The sequence below is a fragment of the Microbispora cellulosiformans genome, from assembly GCF_008728085.1.
GTDB classification, from domain to species: domain Bacteria; phylum Actinomycetota; class Actinomycetes; order Streptosporangiales; family Streptosporangiaceae; genus Microbispora; species Microbispora amethystogenes.
The window spans coordinates 166,897-186,115 of record NZ_VYTZ01000011.1; the positions used below are offsets into that span (position 1 = coordinate 166,897).

The 19,219-nt window shown below is 69.1% G+C and carries 12 protein-coding genes and 1 pseudogene; 3 read left to right on the plus strand and 10 right to left on the minus strand.

The annotated features are described in order from the left end of the window. Positions 1 to 82: 82 nt before the first annotated feature. The 3 genes from F5972_RS27495 (at position 83) to F5972_RS27505 (ending at position 8,537) form a co-directional block, all read left to right on the plus strand. Positions 83 to 1,978, plus strand: a complete 1,896-nt coding sequence (locus F5972_RS27495; RefSeq protein WP_150937341.1) for a hypothetical protein — start codon at positions 83 to 85, stop codon at positions 1,976 to 1,978. Between the two features lie 889 nt (positions 1,979 to 2,867). After that, positions 2,868 to 7,979 carry a DEAD/DEAH box helicase gene (locus tag F5972_RS27500; protein WP_191910335.1) on the plus strand — a complete coding sequence of 1,704 codons (5,112 nt, stop codon included), beginning with the start codon at positions 2,868 to 2,870 and terminating at the stop codon, positions 7,977 to 7,979. A 78-nt stretch (positions 7,980 to 8,057) separates the two neighbouring features. Beyond that, entirely contained in the window at positions 8,058 to 8,537 is a 480-nt protein-coding gene (locus tag F5972_RS27505) for a GNAT family N-acetyltransferase (protein ID WP_225311946.1), read from the plus strand. 38 nt (positions 8,538 to 8,575) lie between these two features. Here F5972_RS27505 and F5972_RS27510 read toward each other — a convergent pair whose 3' ends face one another. The 10 genes and pseudogenes from F5972_RS27510 to F5972_RS27550 form a co-directional block, all read right to left on the minus strand. Then, on the minus strand, positions 8,576 to 9,964 hold the full coding sequence (locus F5972_RS27510; protein ID WP_150937346.1) for an NADH-quinone oxidoreductase subunit N: 1,389 nt from the start codon (positions 9,962 to 9,964) through the stop codon (positions 8,576 to 8,578). Positions 9,965 to 9,969: 5 nt separating this feature from the next. Then, entirely contained in the window at positions 9,970 to 10,545 is a 576-nt protein-coding gene (locus F5972_RS38970; protein WP_263641863.1) for a proton-conducting transporter transmembrane domain-containing protein, read from the minus strand. Positions 10,546 to 10,622: 77 nt separating this feature from the next. Next, positions 10,623 to 11,465 (minus strand): annotated as a pseudogene (locus tag F5972_RS38975) (complex I subunit 4 family protein); the annotation flags it as partial. Then, complete coding sequence (locus tag F5972_RS27520) at positions 11,462 to 13,459, minus strand: proton-conducting transporter transmembrane domain-containing protein (RefSeq protein WP_150937348.1); 1,998 nt, start codon at positions 13,457 to 13,459, stop codon at positions 11,462 to 11,464. The gene F5972_RS27520 and the pseudogene F5972_RS38975, both read right to left, overlap by 4 nt. Further along, entirely contained in the window at positions 13,456 to 13,761 is a 306-nt protein-coding gene (nuoK, locus tag F5972_RS27525) for an NADH-quinone oxidoreductase subunit NuoK (RefSeq protein ID WP_150937350.1), read from the minus strand. The genes F5972_RS27520 and nuoK overlap by 4 nt, the downstream gene beginning before the upstream one ends. A 1-nt stretch (position 13,762) precedes the next feature. Then, on the minus strand, positions 13,763 to 14,374 hold the full coding sequence (locus tag F5972_RS27530; RefSeq protein ID WP_150937352.1) for an NADH-quinone oxidoreductase subunit J: 612 nt from the start codon (positions 14,372 to 14,374) through the stop codon (positions 13,763 to 13,765). Continuing rightward, positions 14,374 to 15,270 (minus strand): NADH-quinone oxidoreductase subunit H, encoded by an 897-nt coding sequence (locus F5972_RS27535; RefSeq protein WP_150937354.1) that lies wholly within the window; start codon positions 15,268 to 15,270, stop codon positions 14,374 to 14,376. Before F5972_RS27535 ends, F5972_RS27530 begins: the two co-directional genes overlap by 1 nt. Next, positions 15,263 to 16,513 (minus strand): hypothetical protein, encoded by a 1,251-nt coding sequence (locus tag F5972_RS27540; protein WP_150937356.1) that lies wholly within the window; start codon positions 16,511 to 16,513, stop codon positions 15,263 to 15,265. The genes F5972_RS27535 and F5972_RS27540 overlap by 8 nt, the downstream gene beginning before the upstream one ends. Beyond that, positions 16,504 to 16,851, minus strand: a complete 348-nt coding sequence (locus F5972_RS27545) for an NADH-quinone oxidoreductase subunit A (RefSeq protein ID WP_150937358.1) — start codon at positions 16,849 to 16,851, stop codon at positions 16,504 to 16,506. The genes F5972_RS27540 and F5972_RS27545 overlap by 10 nt, the downstream gene beginning before the upstream one ends. A gap of 114 nt (positions 16,852 to 16,965) precedes the next feature. Further along, complete coding sequence (locus tag F5972_RS27550) at positions 16,966 to 19,200, minus strand: heavy metal translocating P-type ATPase (RefSeq protein ID WP_150937360.1); 2,235 nt, start codon at positions 19,198 to 19,200, stop codon at positions 16,966 to 16,968. Between the last annotated feature and the right edge of the window lie 19 nt (positions 19,201 to 19,219).

The following is a 19,219-nucleotide window of genomic DNA, read 5'->3' on the forward strand; positions in this document are numbered from 1 at the left end:
GATCATATGGGCTGTCTATGCGCAGCCTGGTCCCTAATGTAGACAGATATCCATATCACTACCATTTACATAGACACTACCTGTGCGTTCCTATAACTGGTGGCAGGCTCGGCTAGCCACAGAGTTCTTCGGCCCCGAACGAGCGGGCCGTCCACTGCTGTTCTTCATCGATGACGAGAAGGCCGCAGACCTGCATCGTGACGCACCGCCGAACGGCGGAGTCAGCGATCTGTGCACCGCCGTCGCGGATGAGGTCATTGACTGGCTCGGGGACGCCTATCGGCAGGCTTTTTCCGCGGTCCTCGCCTGGAAGAGATCCTCGCGGGAGGACCCGCCACCGTGTCTACCACTGCTCGCTGTTTCCGTACTGGCAGCGACACGCATGCGAGGCAGTGGTGGCCGGGGAGCGCACTCCTACTACGCCAGACTGGCCGAACTTCTCTCCCCACCGAGCTGGTTCAACCGGGACCGCTGCGAGAAACACCTGCAGGACGACTACTCGACCGTCGTGGACCTATGGATGTACCTCGACGAGTGGCTGAAAGAGCAGGGAGGAACTCGCGGGCACAGCACGTTGCATGTGTCCAAGGGCCGAGAGCGTATCGGATACGCCCAGTCGCAGGCCCTCATATGCGCCGCCGACCAGGATCGACTCCTTCCGTTCCTGAGAGAGCGGCGTGGGCGTGACGCCACTGTCCTACTGCGGGAACTACGCAATTTTGGGGAGGGGGATCGGCTTCGGCTCTCCAAACGGCTTCGAGAGGCACTTCATAAGCACAGCAAGCAGAGCGAGGAGGATTCACTGCTCGGCTCGTTGCTGGTATCTCTCGCCGAGGCCACGGACCGCGTTCCTCCTGTCCCCAGCAGATTGCAGCACCTGCAGTTGCGCGTCACAGCAACCGAGAATCGTCGCGAGGGACGGTGGGCGCTGCGGTGGCGGGCTGAGCGCGTTCCCGGCATCAGCGAGGACAACCTTCCACACCGCGACGGCCATCTGGCTCTAGGGGCGCAAGGCGACGGAGCCCTGTACACGCTTTCAGGAGCGCTGCCGGATCTCGGCCAGGCCCTCGAAAACGGACTGGTCGCATGGGGGAAACATCTCGGGGTCAGCCTTCAGCCGCGTCGTAACCCGCTCATCCTGCAGGAGGACCCTTTGGGCGGCTGGACCGAGGTGGACAAGCCGGAACCTTGTCTTCCAGCTCTCATCCTCTTCAACGAGCGGAGCGAGGGTGAGGCCCGGAAACTTGTCGACCAGGCGGGTTTCTCCTGGGAGGAACCCGAGGAGACCTCCGTAGACGGCTGGTTCGTAGCGGCTGACGTCGAGTTCACCGAAGGGCTTTCGGGCGCGTCGCGGCCGGCCCGGCTCGCGGGGGGGCTGCACGTCCGGCTTACGCGGGAGAGACGCCACTACTTCCTCGGCGGCGAGCCGGATCTGGTGCCCCCGCCGGGAGTCGATGTTGTGCGTCTGGATGGTGTGCCGATCCACACCGCGGGACAACGCGTTGAGCTTCGGGGGCGAGGTCTGTCCTCCGGTAAGCACGTCATCGATTCCGGAGCAGGTCAGCTCTCTTTCTACCTGCACCCGCCGAGGGAATGGATCGTTCCCGAAATGGCTTTGGGCATGACCGATCCGGATTCTCCTGTCGTTCAGGGGTCCACAGTGATCGACGCCGAGGGCCGCCACACCGATCTCATTGCAGGAGGGCCGCCCAAGTGGTGGCATGAGCGACAGACCGGGTTGAGCGGCGGTCCGGAGCGGATAGAGATTCCTGATTCCGCGGTCTGGCTTGTGATTGATCACCCTGATGGCACCATCCAGGTGCGGCTGCTTCGCCCCGAAGAACCACGGATCACAAACGTCACTACGGCGATGCGGAAGTTCTGGAGACAAATGTTCGCGATAGAGCATCCACCTCCCGAAAAACTCTGGCGGAGGTACTGGCAAGCTGTACTGGGGCGCGGAAACGGCAACTCTTGAGCCACCACAATGAATTCGACCCGGACTTACTGGTTGCCTGGCTCGCCGAGGTTGGTTCAGGGCGTATTGACAGGCTGCGCAAAGACATCGCCTGGGCGACCAGAACACCCATGAAGCCCGTATCGCAATGGATTGACCTGTTGGACGACCTGGAAATCCTGCGCGTCAACTGGACCACGCGTGCGTGGGAGGCGCGACCAACGGCGCTCACCACACTTCCCGATAAGACGGGCGTGACACTGCTTCTTGGAGCACGCCCCAGCCCAGGACAATGGAAAGATCTTCCGGGTACCGTGGTGCGCGGCCACCCTGCGAAAACTCACCTCCGCCCACCTTCGACGATATGGTTCCAACAACAGGGTGAGCAGATTGCGAAGGCAATTGGAATAGAACTCATCCCCTGTGCCGCAAAACAGCTCGCCGACGAACTGAGTCGTCTTGAATTAGGAACGCCAGGTCCAGGACCGGCACGCGACACCAAACTGAATTTTTTCGATCCAGGGTCAGGGCAATTTAGCGGACCACAGACGGTTCCGTCACCCAAACCCGGACTGTATAAATATCTCCTATTCGGGCAGATCCAGCGATACTCCATTTTCCGTAGTGGCCATTGGTACCCTCTTGATCGCTATGAGGGTATCCATCTTTCCCTCCCCGCCTCCGCATTTCCCTTGCGGTGGACCGCGGAACGCCGAGACCACGGACGGCAGAGCGTGGGGAGACTCATGGTCGATCAGAGAACTCCGCTACCTCGGCACCAGCGGAGGGCGGCGGTGTTGTGCACCGGGCTGCCTCCGCTACTACGTGCCGACACATGGGCATACGACGGCGTGCCCCGATGGATCGCGGAGAAGATCGCCATATCGTTGCACCGCAGGTTGGAGATCCAGTGAATGAGCTTGACGCCACCCGGACGTTCGAGGCTTTACGAGACGCGTACCTTCGTTACTACGACACGGCGTTCCGGCTGCGCGACCCACGCCTGCGTGAGGAACGGCGGGCGTTGATCGATGTGCCGGGCGGCATCTACGCGGAGCCCTACGTAGAGATCAGGCCGGAGTATGCGACCACCGGCCACCCACTCAGCGAGTCGGTAGCTCGCGCCGGCGCCCCCGAAGAACTGAAGGAGTTTGCCGAGCTGGGGTTGCTCGATGCAGGACGTGAGCTGTACACGCATCAGGATCGAGCGCTGATCTCGGCCCTTACGCCAGGTCGCAACGCGATCGTGACGGCGGGAACCGGGTCCGGAAAGACTGAAGCGTTCCTTCTACCGATCATCTCCGATCTCCTCAAGGAATCCCGGTCGTGGGACGGCACGCCTGGCACTGCAGAGCGCTGGTGGGAACGTTCGAGCGCTTCTTATGTACCCCAGCGCGCCGACGAACGAGGCCGCCCGCGAGCCGTACGGGCAATGGTGCTGTACCCGACGAACGCTCTCGTCGACGACCAGCTCGTGAGGTTGCGGCGGGCGTTGGACGGGGACCCGGTTCGCGAGTGGCTGGATGTGAAACGGCGTGGGCATCGCTTCTACTTCGGCCGGTACACCGGTATGACGCCGGTGTTGGGGCAGCCGGATCAGGCCGGGGCGGTGGCACAGCTGCGGGAGTTCTTCCGGCAGTCGGAAGAACGGAGCCGGCAGGCGGCAAAGGCTGATGACGACAACACACGGTACTTCGCGCCACGGCCAGGAGGCGCCGAGATGTTGTCGCGGTGGGACATGTACGATGCGCCACCGGATGTGCTCATCACCAACCATTCGATGCTGAACATCATGTTGCTGCGGGATCGCGACAAGGGCTTCTTCACAGCAACCCGGCAGTGGCTCCAGGAAACGCCGGGAGCCCGGTTCACCCTTGTCGTCGACGAGCTGCATATCCACCGGGGTACGGCCGGGACCGAGGTGGCATATCTTATCCGGAATCTCCGGCAGCGCTTGGGGATCGCCGACCGCCCGGAGCAGCTACGCGTCATCGCGACGACCGCGTCTCTCGATTCAGAGCGAGATCGACGGTTCCCCGAGCAGTTCTTCGCGCTTGATCAAAGGACTTTCGATTTCATTCCGGGAGAGCTGGCGGCCGGCGGTGGACGCACAGTTCCGCTCAGCGAAGCCGCGGTCTCTCCCGACGACAAGATCCGCGCTCACCTCTTCTTCCGCAACGTCCCGGGAATGTGGGCATGCTCTGATCCGGCGTGCCCACGAGTCCCTGCGGGCACATACGACGGACGGGGCATTGGGCGTCTATACACACGGCCGCGGACTTTCTGTGAGTGCGGAGCGCGAGTACTGGAGCTGCTGTTCTGCCGATCATGCGGGGATGTCTTCCTTGGCGGCTATGCTCCCTGGGACGCTTTCGAGCGGGGCACCTTCGACTCCCACCTGCTCCCGGATACGCCCGACCTGTCGAGGATCCCGGATTTGGCCCGGCCCGACCGAACCGCACACAACTACGTTGTCTACTGGCCGCGAACCCAGCGACAGCAGGCGAACGACAAGGACAGCTATCAGCGGGGGAAGGGGGCGGTGACCTTCTCGTTCCGCCGTTCCGTTCTTGACCCCAGAGCCGGCACCCTCACGAACCAGGAAGAGGGGGCGACCGGCTGGAGCTTCCACGTCGAGGCCAGCAAAGACCCGGCGACCGGGAAATGCCGCATTGACCTCGATAAGCTCTCTCCGTTTCCCTCCCGCTGCCCGTCATGTGCAACAGACTGGGAACGCACCAGGAATCGGACGATCGGCGTCCTCCCCCTTACCCATCCTGATCGGCAGTCGTCTCCCATCAGTGCCATGCGCACCGGCTTCGAGAAGGTGAACCAGGTTCTCTCGACCGAGCTTGCCAACCAATTCGAGAGTGCCGCAGACCGGAAGCTCATCATCTTCTCCGACAGCCGGCAGAACGCCGCGAAACTCTCCGCAGGAATCGCCCTGCGGCACTACCAAGACCTGGTACGGATCCTCGCTCTGCAGGCGACCAGGGAGCAGACCCTCAGTGACGACGACATCGCGCGGGCCCGAGCCTCGAACAGCCGGACGGATCTCGATCGACTTGCTGTGAAGGATCCAGACGCCCTGAAAGACCTGCGACTGGCCTGGCTCGACGACGACGAGGAAGCGGCAGCCGTCGCAGCGGCCAAACTTACGGCCCCGCTCCGCCTCGACCTGCTGGCGAAAACCTTCATTCATCGCCGACTGATGACCATCGGAGTCAATCCGGCTGGACCTCGTCCGTCCGTGCAGGAGCCGGGAGGGACCCCCTGGCACGCGCTGTACGACTGGACCGTCCAACCACCCCGCCTGATCCGAGGGCTCTCCGACGCGCTGCGCGAGACCGTCGAGAGCGCCGAAGGAGATCTCCTGGAGAACACCGTGGAGGCCCTGTTCTCCGGCTCCAACCGCGACTTCGAATCGCTGGGGATGGGATTGATCGACACCGTCGACCGGAGAAGCGACGCGAAGCTCGCCGGGCTTGGTCAGGGCAGCCTCCGGATCCTCGCCGAGCTGCGCCGGTTCTCCGGGATGCGCGATCCCTATACGAGCAGCATCCCGAAGCGGCTGAACAGTTACTGGCGAAAGGTTGCCGAGCTGCACGGGCTCGACGCTGGCGACGTGCGCGATCAGGCGGAAACCTACTGGCGGGGCATCGTTTCCGACTTCCTTGTCGATCCCGCCGGGGTGGCCATGCGCCCAAGAGGCGACCGCGTCTGGAGGTGCCGCCTATGCGATCGGCAGCATTTCACGCCTAGCGCCGGTATATGTACCGGCTGCTGTGCGCTCCTCCCGCCGGAATCGGAAGCGTTGAAGCCGATCGGGGACGACTACTACGGCTGGAAAGCCGAAAACGAGTCGGGGGCGTTCCGCTTGAACTGTGCAGAGCTCACTGGCCAGACCGGGCGTGTAGAGGCGCAGCGGAGGCAAGCCCGGTTCCAGCGGGTCTTCCTCGCTGAGGAGGAGCAGCCCCTTGTCCATGAGCTGGATCTGCTGTCCGTGACGACCACGATGGAGGCCGGGATCGACATAGGCCCGCTCTCCGCGGTGATCATGGCGAACATGCCACCCACCCGCTTCAACTACCAGCAGCGAGTCGGCCGTGCCGGCCGCCGTTCTTCCCCCGTCGCCATAGCCCTGACGGTGTGCCGTGGTCGCAGCCACGACGAGCACTACTTCCGCAATCCGGGCGCAGTGACGAATGATCCGGTTCCCGCCCCCTACCTTGCCCTCGATCGATGGGAGATCCTGGAGCGGACTGTCGCGAGTGACACGCTCCGCCTGGCATTCGCCGCGTGCCTCTCCAGTACCGACCGCTCCGGTGGTGTGCACGGGCAGTTCGGCAGTGCCACGGCCTGGCCCGAAGTCGAGCCGGCGATCCGTCAGTGGTGCCATCAGCACCTTGAGACGATCGCGTCGAACGCCGCCGCGTTCACAGCGTTCACCGCCTTCAGCCCAGAGCGGTTTGATCAGGCGTGGGCCGACAAACTCCTCGATCGAATCACTGAACTCGCCGCCCTGCCAGGCGAAAGCGAAGACCTCGGCGAGCGCCTCGCGCACCTCGGCGTACTACCTATGTTCGGGTTCCCAACCCGTGTGAGGCAGCTCTACCTGAGGGAACCCGCTCGCTCGTATCCCTGGCCCCCGGATGGGACGATCGACCGGGATCTCGCACTCGCGGTGTCGTCCTTCGCTCCCGGCAGTGAAATCGTGAAAGACGGTCAGGTCTTCACCGTCGTCGGCGTGACGGACTTCACTCCACGCTCCTACGGGAAACCGACTGCGGTCGCCGAGGCGCTCAGAAGTTCCCGGCACGTCGGGCTGTGCTCCGGATGTAATCATCTGGCTGTCGCCGGAGAGGAGGGACCATGCCCGCTGTGCGGCTCCGAACGGTTCCGAGTGGTAGACCTGCGGGAACCCGCCGGTTTTCGGGCCAGTTCTCCTCCCCGCGACTTCGATGGCAACTATTCCTGGTCGGCCCGCATGGTGACAGCCCGTGCCACGACCGACCTGATGGCCCTGCCGCACACCACGTGGGGCGCGGCCGAACTGTATTCGGGACCAGGACAGCGCTACATCGTCAACGACAACGACGGCAACGGCTTCATGTTCCGCGAGGCGTCCGGAAGCTGGGGTGGTTACGTCGTACCGCAGGACATCGATTCCACAGCGAAGGGGTATGGCGAGCCCATTCGGGTGGCGCTCGGCGCGGTGCTCCCGACAGACTTCCTGTTCGTCGGTCCGCGATCGATTACAAACCCTGAGCAAGGACTCCGGCTCGGCCTGGACCTGCCCAAACCTCGATTCCGCACCGATCTCCACCAAGGCCGACGTGCCGCGTGGTATTCACTGGCATTCCTGTTGCGAACCGCCGCCGCCGAGTTCCTCGACGTCGACCCACGCGAGCTCGTCGCCGGAGTGCATCCGGGGCCACATAGTGAAGGGACGGCGCTCTACGCGTTCCTCGCGGACGCGCTGGAGAACGGAGCAGGGTTCAGCACCCACCTCGGCAAGGTCTCTACGGAATTCGCCCAGCACGTAAAGAACTTCCTCGGCGATCTCAGCCGTCCGGAGCACGCGGACGGCTGCGAGACATCGTGCTACGGCTGCCTGCGTGACTACGAAAACATGGTGTTCCACCCGTTGCTGGACTGGCGACTCGGCTCAGATCTCTTCACCGTGCTATCCGGGAAGCCACTCACTCCCGCGTCTTTCGATGTCCATCGTGAGCGGACGTCGCTGGGTGGGCTCCAGGCCCTTTACGGCGGCACGTTCCTCCTTGCCGACGCGGGAGTGATCGGGGTAAAGACGGGACGCGCACCGTACGCCATCGTTGTTCGTCACCCCTTGGAGGCCTGCGAGGAGAACCTCTCCAGCCCTCGTTTGGAGTCCGCTCTCGACGCAGCACTCGCGCATACGGACGACCCGTCGCGAGTCGTCGTCACCGACTGGTTCACGGTGGAAAGGAGTCCCTTGTTGATAATTCAAGAGCTGACTCGCCGTCGCAAGCGCGTCTGACCCATCGCCCAGTTCGCGAGAGTGATCATGGAAACTTGTGAATCGCTGGGAAAAGGTGCCTCCTCACCCTTCCCCCACGTGACCCAGACGCAGGGGGACAATGCGCTGCCGCTGATCCGGCGTGCCTGGTCCGGGGACGCCGGGCACATCGCCGACGTGTTCCTCGCCGCCCGGGCCGAGATGACCTACCTGCCCCGCCTGTACTCCGACGAGGAGACCCGAGCCTGGATCACGGACATCATGCTCCCGGCCTCGCAGGTATGGGTCGCCGAGTCGCACGGCCGGATCGTGGGCTTCGCCTGCCTCCGAAGCAACTGGCTGGACCACCTCTACGTCACACCCGCCGCCCAGGGCCGCGGCGTCGGCACCGCGCTGCTCGGCCACGCCAAAGAGACGCATCCCCATGTGCTCGACCTGTACGTCTTCCAGCAGAACGACGGCGCCCGCCGTCTCTACGAACGGCACGGCTTCACCCTCGTCGAGGAACGGGACGGGAGCGGCAACGAGGAGAACGTGCCGGACGCCCACTACCGATGGCGAAGCTCCGGCGCCCGGTAGCCGAAGCGTCTCCCCCGCACCGATCACTCACACAGGAGTCACAGGCGCGCGAGGACCAGGCCACCGGCGAGGCCGAGGACGACCGACATGGCGGCGACCACGCAGGCCACGACAGCCGGCCCGCGCAGTGGCTTCGCTGCTGCCGCGGGCGAGTCAGCCCGGAACACCGGCAGGATCCAGCGCAGGTAGTAGAAGACGCTGGCGACGGTATTGACGACGGCGACCACGGCGAGCCAGCCGTAGCCGCCGTCCCACGCGGCCGTGAAGACCAGCAGCTTGCCGGCGAAGACGGCGGCCGGCGGGGTGCCGACGAGCCCGAGCAGGCACACGATCAGGGCGAGGGCCGTCCAGGGCGCCCGGCGGGCGAGGCCGGCGTAGTCGCCGAGGGACTCGCCGCCCGTGGCCACGACCACGGCGAAGGCGCCGAGGTTGGTGACGGCGTAGGCGGCCACGTAGAACAGCACCGCCATCCGCCCGAGCCCGGTAGGTCCGGCGACCGCCAGCGGGACCAGCAGATAGCCCGCCTGGCTGATCGTCGAGTAGGCGAGCAGGCGGCGCACCTTGTCCTGGTAGAAGGCGGCCAGGTTCCCGAGGGTCATGGTGGCCGTGGCCAGGATCGCGACGAGGGTGCTCCACCCGGCGCCGGAGGAGCCGGGGAAGATCTCGGTCGCCAGGCGGACCAGTGCCACGAACGCGCCGATCTTCGGCACGGTGGTGACGAACGCGGCGACGGCGGGCGGCGCGCCCTCGGTCACGTCGGGCACCCAGAAGTGCGCCGGCACGCTCCCCGCCTTGAACAGCGGACCGGCCAGCAGGAGCACCATGGCCGCGCCGACGGCCGGCGCGGGCGCCCCGTCCAGCCCGCCGCCGATCGCCTGGTACGCCGTGGCGCCCGACAGGCCGTACAGCAGGGTGACTCCGGCCAGCATGAGGACGCCGAGGAATGCGCTCATCAGGTAGTACTTCAGCGCCGCCTCGGCGCCGGGGGCGTCCTTGGCGAAGCCGGCGAGCGTGTAGGCCGGGATGCTCGCGAGCAGGTAGGCGGCGACCAGGACGAGGAGGTCGTCCGCACCGGCCAGGGCGATGCTGCCGAGCGCGGCGAGCATGACCAGGACGTACGCCTCGGCCTCCCGGCGGTGTCCGCGGGCCCAGCCCGTCAGGAGAAGGAGCACGATCAGCGCCGACGCCAGCACGACACCCCGGGCCACGTTCGTGGGGCCGTCGAGGCGGTAGGCCATGAAGGCCATGCCGTCGTGGTCGCGGGAGGCGGCGAGCGTGGCCGCCAGACCGGCGACGAGTGCGGCCCCGCAGATCCAGGCCACGACGCGCTGCCGGTCCCGCCGTAGGAAGAGGCCGGTGACAAGCCCCGCGACCGCGCCGAGGAGCACACACACCTCCGGGAGGAGGTCGAGCGGGTTCTCGTTCATCGCGTTCACCGAGCGACCAGCGCGGCTATCTGGGCCGCGACCGGTTCGATCAGGTCGAGCAGCCAGCGCGGCGCGATCCCGATGATCACTGACAGCAGGAGCAGCGGCGCGACGGCGGCCAGTTCGTACGGCCTGACGTCGCCGACGCGCGGCGTGAGCTCGCCGGGACGGCCGAGGAAGGCGTGGTGGAGGACCCGCAGGAACAACGCCGCGGTGATCAGGACGCCCAGGATCGCCAGCCCTCCGGTGACGACGGTGCCGGCCGTGCCGGTGCCGATCACGCCCGCGAAGATCTGGAACTCCGCGATGAAGCCGGACAGTCCCGGCAGGCCAAGCGAGGCGAAGGCCGCCACGACCACCAGCTTGGTGAAGACCGGGGCCCGCCCGGCGATGCCGCCGTACCGGCCGAGGTCGTAGCTCTGCGCCCGGTCCCACAGGACCCCGGTGAGCAGGAACAGCGCGCCCGTGACGAGCCCGTGGCTGACCATCTGCGTGACGGCGCCCGTGATCGCCAGGTCCCGGGCGGGCGTCCGGGGGGTGGAGGCGCCGGCCGCGCCGAGGGCGAGCACGATGTAGCCCATGTGGTTGACCGAGGTGTGGCGATCAGCCGTTTGAGGTTGGTCTGCGCGAGGGCGACCAGCGCGCCGTAGATCGCGCTGACCAGCCCGACGCCGATGACCAGCCAGGCGTACGTCCGCCAGGCGCCGGGGAGCATGGGCATGGCGATGCGCACGAAGCCGTACGTGCCCATCTTGAGCAGGATGCCGGCCAGAATCGCGGACCCGGCGGCGGGGGCGTCGGTGTGCGCCGGGGGCAGCCAGGTGTGCACGGGGAAGGTCGGCGTCTTGACGGCCAGCCCCACGCCGACGCCGAGGAGCGTGAGCGCGGCGAGCCCGGGGGCGTCCGCGAAGGGCGGGTGGCGGGTGAGCTCGGTCATGTCGAAGGTGTGCGGTTCGCCGCCGAGGAACAGGCCGATGAAGCCGAGCAGCAGCGCGAGCGATCCGAGGAAGGTGTAGAGGAAGAACTTCAGCGCCGAGCGAAACCGGTCGCCGTGTCCCCAGCCGGCGATCAGGAAGTACATGCCGACGATGGACAGGTCGAAGAAGACGAAGAAGAGCAGCAGGTCCTGGGCGGCGAACAGGCCGAGAGAGGTGGTCTCCAAGAAGAGGAACAGCCCGGCGTAGGCGGGGACCCGCCTCGTCTCGCGCAGCGAGTAGACCGCGCAGGCCAGGAACAGCACCGCCGTCAGCGCCATCAGCGGGAGCGACAGGCCGTCGGCCCCGACGTGGTATCCGGCGCCGAGCGACGGGATCCACCGCAGCCTGGTCTCGTAGGCCATGCCGCCGGGGTAGCCGAGCCACATGACCGCGACGAGGCACAGGTCGGCGGCGGCGACGGCGATCCAGATCCAGATCGCCGTACGGCCCCGCAGCCGCGGAGTGGCGAGCAGGACGGCCACGGCGAGGGCGGGGAGGAAGATCGCCGAAGAGAGCACGTTCACCTCGTGAGAACCACGATCAGGGCCAACAGGACGAACCCCGCCACGGCCTGGGCGAGGTAGTGGTGCGGCAGCCCGGTCTGGGGGCGGCGGGCGAGGGAGCCGAGCCGTGTGACGCCCGTGGCGACACCGCGGACGATCCCGTCGACTCCGCCCTCGAAACGGCGGGTCACGAGCGTGGCGAGGGCCGTTCCCGCCCGGGGCACACCGCGTACGACACCGTCGATCAGCCCGTCGTCGAACCGGGCCAGCGCGCGTGCCGCGGGCGCGGCGCTGGCGACGCCGCGTACGGCTCCGTCGACGACGTGGTCGTCGAACCGGGCCAGCGCCCGCGCGCACGCCATGAGCGGACGCCAGACCAGCAGGATCACGCCCTGCTCCAGGCACAGCCACGACCGCAGGAGACGGGGCGCCCGGAGCCCCCGGCGTGCGAGCACCGGAACCGCCGACGCGACGGCGACCGCCGCCAGCGCGGAGACGACCAGTTCACCCGCCGCGGGGCCGGGCTCGCCGGCGCCGCCGACCAGTCGTCGCCAGAAAGCGAAAATCGTCGGCAGCCCGACCAGGCCGGACGCCACCGCCATCAGGGCGAGCGCGGGGAGCGGCAGCCGGGCGAGCACGGCGACATGACGGGTCCCGGTCCGCTCGGCGTCGTCGTCCACCCGCTCGCCCGCCTGCCCGTCCACCCCCGCGCCCACCCGCTCGTCCACCCGCGCGCCCACCCGCTCGTCCACCCGCGTGTCCGACCGCCGCACCACCGCGACCAGGGCCTTCACGGCGTACGCGGTGGCGAGCAGGGCAGCGGCCGACGCGACCAGGTGCAGCGCCGCCGAGCGCTGCGCGGCGAGGGTGAGGACGGCGTCCTTGGTGATCCACAGCGACATCGGCGGGAGCCCGGCGAGGGTGAGGGCGCCGGCGGCGAAGGTGACGCCGACCAGCGGATATCGTCGTGCGGCGCCGTGCAGGCCCGTGAGGCTTTTGGTGCCGAGCGCCGTCAGCCAGGCCCCCGCGCAGCAGAACAGCAGGCTCTTCACCGCGGCGTGGGCGACCAGGTGGGCCGTGCCGCCCGCCCGCGCGCCCACCCCCGCCGCGAGAACCATGAAACCGATCTGCGCGCAGGTCGAGGCGGCGAGCAACTGCTTGAGGTCGCGCTGCGCGAGGGCGACCGCGCCGAGGAGCAGCGCGGTCAGTGCGCCCGCCCAGGCGACCGCCGTGGCGGCCCACCCGGTGGCCGCGAGCAGCGGCTCCGCCCGGAGCAGCAGGTAGGCCCCGGCGGCGACCATCGTGGCCGAGTGGAGCAGCGCCGAGACCGCGCTCGGGCCCGCCATGGCCCGCGACAGCCAGAACGAGAAGGGCAACTGGGCCGACTTGCCGAGACAGGCGGCGACGATCCCCGCGGCGGCGAGGTCACGCCAGGGAGACGACCCCGCCGCGAGGCCCGCGAGGTCCGTGGATCCGGTCGCGACGAGGGCGCAGCCGGCGGCGAAGTAGAGGCCGAGGTCACCGGCGCGGGTGGTGACGAAGGCGGTGGTCGCCGACCTCACGCGATCGCCGTCCCGCCACCAGAACCCGATGAGGGCGTAGGACATGGCCCCCATGAGCTCCCACGCCATCAGGAGCAGGACGAGGTCGGTGGCGGTGACCGTGGCGAGCATGGCCCCGGTGAACATCAGCATGAACCCGAAGAAGCGGCCACGGTCCTCGTCGCGGGAGACGTCTCCCGCCGCGAAGACCAGTACGGCGAGGGCGACGGCGGCGACCGTGACCACCATGACGGCCGACAGCCCGTCGACCGCGAGTCCCGCCCGCAGCGTCCCGAACAGGACCGCCGACGCCCGGGGCCGTGCCACCGCGAGGAGCACCGCCAGCGGAAGGGTCACCGCCGCGACGGCCACGGCGGTGGCCGGGGCGATCCGGTCGGCCACGCGTCCGGCCAGCGCCAGCACGGCTCCCAGCACGACGGGCAGCGCCGGCAGCGACCACAGGAGCACGGTCATCCCCTGAGGTCCCCGGCGTCGTCGGTCATGTCGACCTCCCGCGCCCGGTAGATCGCGGTCGCGACCGCGAAGCCCATGGCCATCTCCAGGGCCATGACCGTGACCGCGACCAGGACGAGCACCTGCCCGTCGGCACTCGCCGGGGCGGTGAAGTGCCAGAAGGCGCCGCCGGCCACGAGGATGCCGTTGATCATCAGTTCCAGGCCCATCATCAGCATGACGATCGACTGCTGGGACAGCACGCCGTACAGGCCCACCGCGAACAGCGCGACGGCGAGCAACAGGAACGCCTGCAGACTCATGTCAGCCCTCCCCGCCGTGTCCGCCCGCAGGGCCGTGTGATCTCGGTGCGGCCTCCGCGTCCGGCCCTCCAACGGGATCGGCGGGGCGCGGCGCGTCCAGCGCGTCGCCGTACCAGTCGTAACGACCCCGGTGGGTCGCCAGCACGACCGCGGAGATCATCGTGGCGAGGATGGCGACTCCGACGATCATCATTACCAGCATCTTCGGCCCCATGATCGACAGGCCGAGCTGACGCGTCGGGTCGGGCGGTGGGAGACCGCGGCGTTCCGGCCAGGGAGTCAGCAGGACTCCCGCCGCCAGGAGGACGAAGACGCCGCCGGAGACGAGAAGGGCGATCCGCTGGTTGTGCACCATCTTCATGGGCATGAGCCCGGCGGGGTTCATCATGTACATGACCATGAAGACGGCCATGACGAGCATCTCCATGACCATCATCAAGATGATCAGTACGCCGAGGTAGGCCAGGTCGGCCAGCAGGAAGGCGAGCCCCACGGCGAGCAGCGAGGCCAGCAGCGCGAAGGTCGCCCGCGCCATCGAGTCGACCACGAACACCGCGACGCCCGAGGCGACGGCGACGGCCGCGAGCGCCCAGAACGCGATCTCCTGTCCCATCACAGCACCACGATCCCGACGACGAGCATCTGCAGCAGCGTGGCGGGGATCAGCACCAGCCACGACACCTGCGTGAAGCGGTCCATGCGTACGGCGGGCAGCCGGTGACGGGCCCACACCAGCACGGCGAGCACCGCGGCGGTCTTGAGCGGCGTCCACGCCCACGGCGGCAGCACCGGACCGGCGCCGCCGCCCAGGAAGAGCGCAACGGCTCCCGCCGCCGCCACGACGAGCAGCACGTGCCGCCCGGCCTGGAAGATCAGCCGGTCGGGGCCGGACAGCTCGGCGGCCGCTCCTCCGGCGATGTCCGATCCCAGGGGCTGGCCGAAGGGACCCCAGAAGGCCATCGCGAGCGCCGAGACGAGATAGACAGCGAGCGCGACGGGCATCCACACCGCGAACCACAGTTCCCGCTGCGCGCCCGCCACCTCCCCCACGCGCAGCGAACCCGCGCCCAGCGCCGCCGTGATCAGCGCGAACATGTGCGGCAGCTCGTACGCCAGGCCCTGGGCGACGAACCGGTATCCGCCGGCGAGCGGGAAAACGGAGTTGCCGCCCCACCCGGTCAGCCAGACCGACCCCCAGACGCACACCTCCATGGCGTTGAACCAGACGACCCCCACGGGCGGGTCCGCCAGCGGCCCGCCCACGACGGGCAGCACGGCCGCCGCGAGCACGGCGGCCACGGGCAGGCTCCACACCCCGATCCGCGTCAGCAGCAGGTCGGGCAGCGTCGTCCGGCGCCGCTGCTGGACCAGCAGCCGCGCGGCCTCGGCCAGCGGCGCGCCGAGGGCCGAGACCCGCCCCGTGACCAGGACGGCGTGGCAGGCGGCGGCGCCGTACGCGAGCGCGGCCAGCACGGCGAGCACGGCGAGGGGCAGCAGGGTCTCAGGCATGCACGACCTCGCCGGCCGATCGGAGCTGGTCGGTGTCCGGATCCAGGCTGGCGACGACGAGCCGCGCCGCGGCGAGCTCGCAGCCGGTCAGCAATGCGGGCAGGACCTCGATCAGGGCGCGTGAGCGCCGCCCGGCGACCGGACCTCGCGGCCCCTCGTCGCCGCCCAGCGCGCGGTCGTCGTCCAACTCCCCGTCGGCCGGGCCGCACGGCCCTCCGTCTCCAATGAGCGCGCGGTCGTCGTCCATCTCTCCGAGCGCCGCGCGCGTCTCCCCCAGCCGGCGGCGCAGCCGCGCCCACACGTCGCCGGCCGCCCACGGCAAGTCCGGGATGTCGACGGGTCCCACACCCCGCAGCATCCAGCGCAGCACACGGGAGCCCTCCACCCGCCGCGCGAACCTCGCGTACGCGGGGGCCAGCGTGCCGCCCGGTTCTCCCCGCAGAGCGCGGTCTCGCAGCCGCGTCGCCTCGACGGCCGCCCACTCCCAGCCGGCCACGGCCAGCAGCCGGCCGAGGCCGTCCAGGTGCGAGGCCGCCCTGCGCCGCGCCGCCTCGCCCCGCGTCACGCGCCGGCCGTCCAGGGCCGCGAGCCACGGCTCGTCCCAGAACCTCTCCCACCCGGCCCCGCCGAGGAACCGTACGGAGGCCTCCTGGATCACGTCCCCCTGCGTCACCGTGTCCACGACGAGTCCCGCCGGCCAGTACGGCAGCACCGGGCCGAGCGGCACGTGAAGCCGGTCGAGGGTGAGCCCGTCCCGATCCGGACCCCGCTCGGCCATCGCCAGCCCTCCCGGCGCTCCCATGTGATGCTCGTGCCCGCCGTCGTCCTGCCCGCCGTCGCCGTGGTGGCCGTCGCCGTGGTCGTGGTGTTCCTGTGCGGGGCCGCGCGCCTCGGTGCGCTCCGACGCCTCCGCCCGTTGTGCGCGGCCGTCCGCCAGATGGGCGATCCCCCTGTCGAGCGCCTCGGCCACCCGCTCTTCCGATGCGTCGTGAGGGAGGTCCACGCGGACCCGTGGGCCGGGCACCTGGCCCCAGACCCTGTCGACGGCCTCCGTGAGGGAGTGGTCCGGCGTACCGCAGACGACGAGCATGCCCGCGTGGACGGGCGACTGCGCCCCCCTCCACCCGCGTTCGAGGATCGCGGCCTCCGCGAGCAGGCGGACGCGGGTGCCGTGCGGGACGCTCACGACCATGGGCCGCGGACTGTCCGCGGCCCGGGCGAGCAACCACTCGCTCAGGCCCACCGGAACGCGCCCTCCCGCCAGGCGTAGGCGACCCCGACCAGGAGCAGCGCGAGGAAGACGAACATCTCGGCGAGGGCCGTGCCGCCTGTCTCCGTGACCACGACGGCCCAGGGATACATGAAGACCATCTCCATGTCGAAGGCCAGGAAGAGCAGGGCCACGGCGTACCACCGCACGTGGTAGCGCGAAAGTGCGTGCTCCTGCGGCCTTTCGCCCGAGAGGAACGGCTCGACCTCCAGCGAACCCGGCAGCCGTACGAGCACCGCGACTGCGTGGAGCGCGGTCATGCCCGCGAGCAGCAGGACCAGCAGACCGGCGATGCCGCTCCACCCCTCCATTTACCCTTACCTCCCCATGCGCCCGATTCAGCCCCGTTCCCCCCGCCTCGCCCTTCAACCGCCCCGGAAGGGCCTCCGGGCTGATCGCCCGGAGGCCCTTGCCGCGGTGTCGGTTCAGCGGAAGCGGCGGAGCCTGAGGCTGTTGCTGACGACGAAGACGCTGGAGAACGCCATCGCCGCCCCCGCGATCATCGGGTTGAGCAGGCCCGCGGCGGCCAGCGGCAGGGCCGCGACGTTGTAGGCGAAGGCCCAGAACAGGTTGCCCTTGATCGTGCGCAGCGTGCGCCGCGACAGCCGGATCGCGTCGGCCGCCACCCGCAGGTCGCCCCGCACCAACGTCAGGTCGGCGGCCTCGATGGCCACGTCGGTGCCCGTGCCCATGGCGAGGCCCAGGTCGGCCTGGGCGAGCGCGGCGGCGTCGTTGACGCCGTCGCCGACCATCGCGACCGTCCGGCCCTCGGCCTGCAGCCGCTTCACCACGTCGACCTTGCCGGCGGGCAGCACCTCGGCGATCACATCGTCGATCCCGACCTCGGCCGCGACCGTACGCGCGACCGCCTCGTTGTCGCCGGTCAGCAGCACCGGCGTCAGCCCGAGCGCGCGCAGTTCGGCGACGGCGTCGGCGCTGGTGGGCTTGACGACGTCGGCCACCACCAGCACCGCGCGCGCCCGGCCGTCCCAGCCGACCGCGACCGCCGTACGGCCCTCGGTCTGTGCCTCCCTCAGTCTCTTCTCCAGCTCCTCGGGAAGGTGCTGGGACCATTCCTCCAGCAGGCGGGGCCGGCCGACGAGTACGGCGTGGCCGTCCACGATGCCCTGCACCCCGAGGCCCTCGATGTTGGCGAAGTCCTCCGGCGACGGCAGGACGCCCACCCGCTCGGCCGCGCCCCGGGCGATCGCCTGCGCGATCGGGTGCTCGGAGGCGTGCTCCAGGACCCCGGCCAGCCGGAGCACCTCGTCGTGGTCCTCCCCTTCGGCCAGGTGGACCCCGGCCAGGGTCATCCTGCCCTCGGTGACGGTGCCGGTCTTGTCGAGCACGACCGTGTCGATCGCGCGGGTCGACTCCAGCACCTCGGGGCCCCTGATCAGGATGCCGAGCTGGGCGCCGCGGCCGGTGCCGACCAGCAGCGCGGTCGGGGTGGCCAGGCCCAGCGCGCAGGGGCAGGCGATGATCAGCACCGCCACCGCGGCGGTGAAGGCCGCACCGGCGCCCTCGCCCGTGCCGAGCCAGTAGCCCAGGGTGGCGACCGACAGGGCGATGACGATCGGCACGAAGATGCCGGAGATGCGGTCGGCGAGGCGCTGCACCTGGGCCTTGCCCGTCTGCGCCTCCTCGACCAGTCGCGCCATCTGGGCGAGCTGGGTGCCGGAGCCGACCCGGGTGGCTCGGACGACCAGCCGCCCGCCCGCGTTGACCGTGGCTCCGGTGACGGTGTCGCCGGGCCGCACCTCGACGGGGACCGACTCGCCGGTGAGCATGGAGGCGTCGACCGCCGAGGAGCCCTCCTCGACCACGCCGTCGGTCGCGATCTTCTCCCCCGGCCGTACGACGAAGTGGTCGCCCGCCTTCAGCTCGCCCACGGGGACGCGCACCTCGCGGCCGTCGCGCAGCACGGCGACGTCCTTGGCGCCCAGTTCCAGCAGGGCCCGCAGCGCCGCACCGGCGCGCCGCTTGGAGCGGGCCTCGAAGTAACGCCCGGCCAGGATGAACGCGGTGACCCCGGCCGCGGCCTCCAGGTAGATGTCACCGGAGCCGTCGGTGCGGGCGATGGTCAGGTCGAATCCGTGGGTCATGCCGGGCACCCCGGCGTCGCCGAGGAACAGCGCCCACAGCGACCAGCCCAGCGCGGCGATCGTGCCGAGTGAGACCAGCGTGTCCATCGTGGCCGTGCCGTGGCGCAGGTTGGTCCAGGCGGCCCGGTGGAACGGCAGTCCGCCCCACACGACGACCGGGGCCGCGAGCGTCAGCGACAGCCACTGCCAGTACGTGAACTGCAGCACAGGGATCATCGCCAGCGCGATCACCGGCACCGCGAGCACCACGGAGACCAGCAGCCGGGTCCGCAGGGCGGCGAGTTCGTCCGGCTCCGAGGGCGCCTGCTCGGGTTTGGGCGGCTCGGGAAGTCTGGCGGTGTATCCGGCCTTCTCCACCTCCGCCACCAGCGCCTGGGGGTCCAGGCCTTGGGGGAAGGTCACCTTCGCCTTCTCGGTGGCGTAGTTGACCGTCGCGGTCACGCCGTCCAGTTTGTTGAGCTTGCGCTCGATCCGGTTGGCGCACGACGCGCAGGTCATGCCGCCGATCGAGAGTTCGACCGCGCCAGGCGGCCGGTCACCGGTGATGGAGGCCATCACCCCTCCTTTCGCGTCA

Bases quoted from the DNA above. Each gene is read 5' to 3' on its own strand.
- F5972_RS27510 (WP_150937346.1), bottom strand. From the start codon at position 9,964: ATGAACGAGAACCCGCTCGACCTCCTCCCGGAGGTGTGTGTGCTCCTC.
- F5972_RS38970 (WP_263641863.1), bottom strand. From the start codon at position 10,545: ATGGGCTACATCGTGCTCGCCCTCGGCGCGGCCGGCGCCTCCACCCCC.
- F5972_RS27520 (WP_150937348.1), bottom strand. From the start codon at position 13,459: ATGACCGTGCTCCTGTGGTCGCTGCCGGCGCTGCCCGTCGTGCTGGGA.
- nuoK (WP_150937350.1), bottom strand. From the start codon at position 13,761: ATGAGTCTGCAGGCGTTCCTGTTGCTCGCCGTCGCGCTGTTCGCGGTG.
- F5972_RS27530 (WP_150937352.1), bottom strand. From the start codon at position 14,374: ATGGGACAGGAGATCGCGTTCTGGGCGCTCGCGGCCGTCGCCGTCGCC.
- F5972_RS27535 (WP_150937354.1), bottom strand. From the start codon at position 15,270: ATGCCTGAGACCCTGCTGCCCCTCGCCGTGCTCGCCGTGCTGGCCGCG.
- F5972_RS27545 (WP_150937358.1), bottom strand. From the start codon at position 16,851: ATGGAGGGGTGGAGCGGCATCGCCGGTCTGCTGGTCCTGCTGCTCGCG.
- F5972_RS27550 (WP_150937360.1), bottom strand. From the start codon at position 19,200: ATGGCCTCCATCACCGGTGACCGGCCGCCTGGCGCGGTCGAACTCTCG.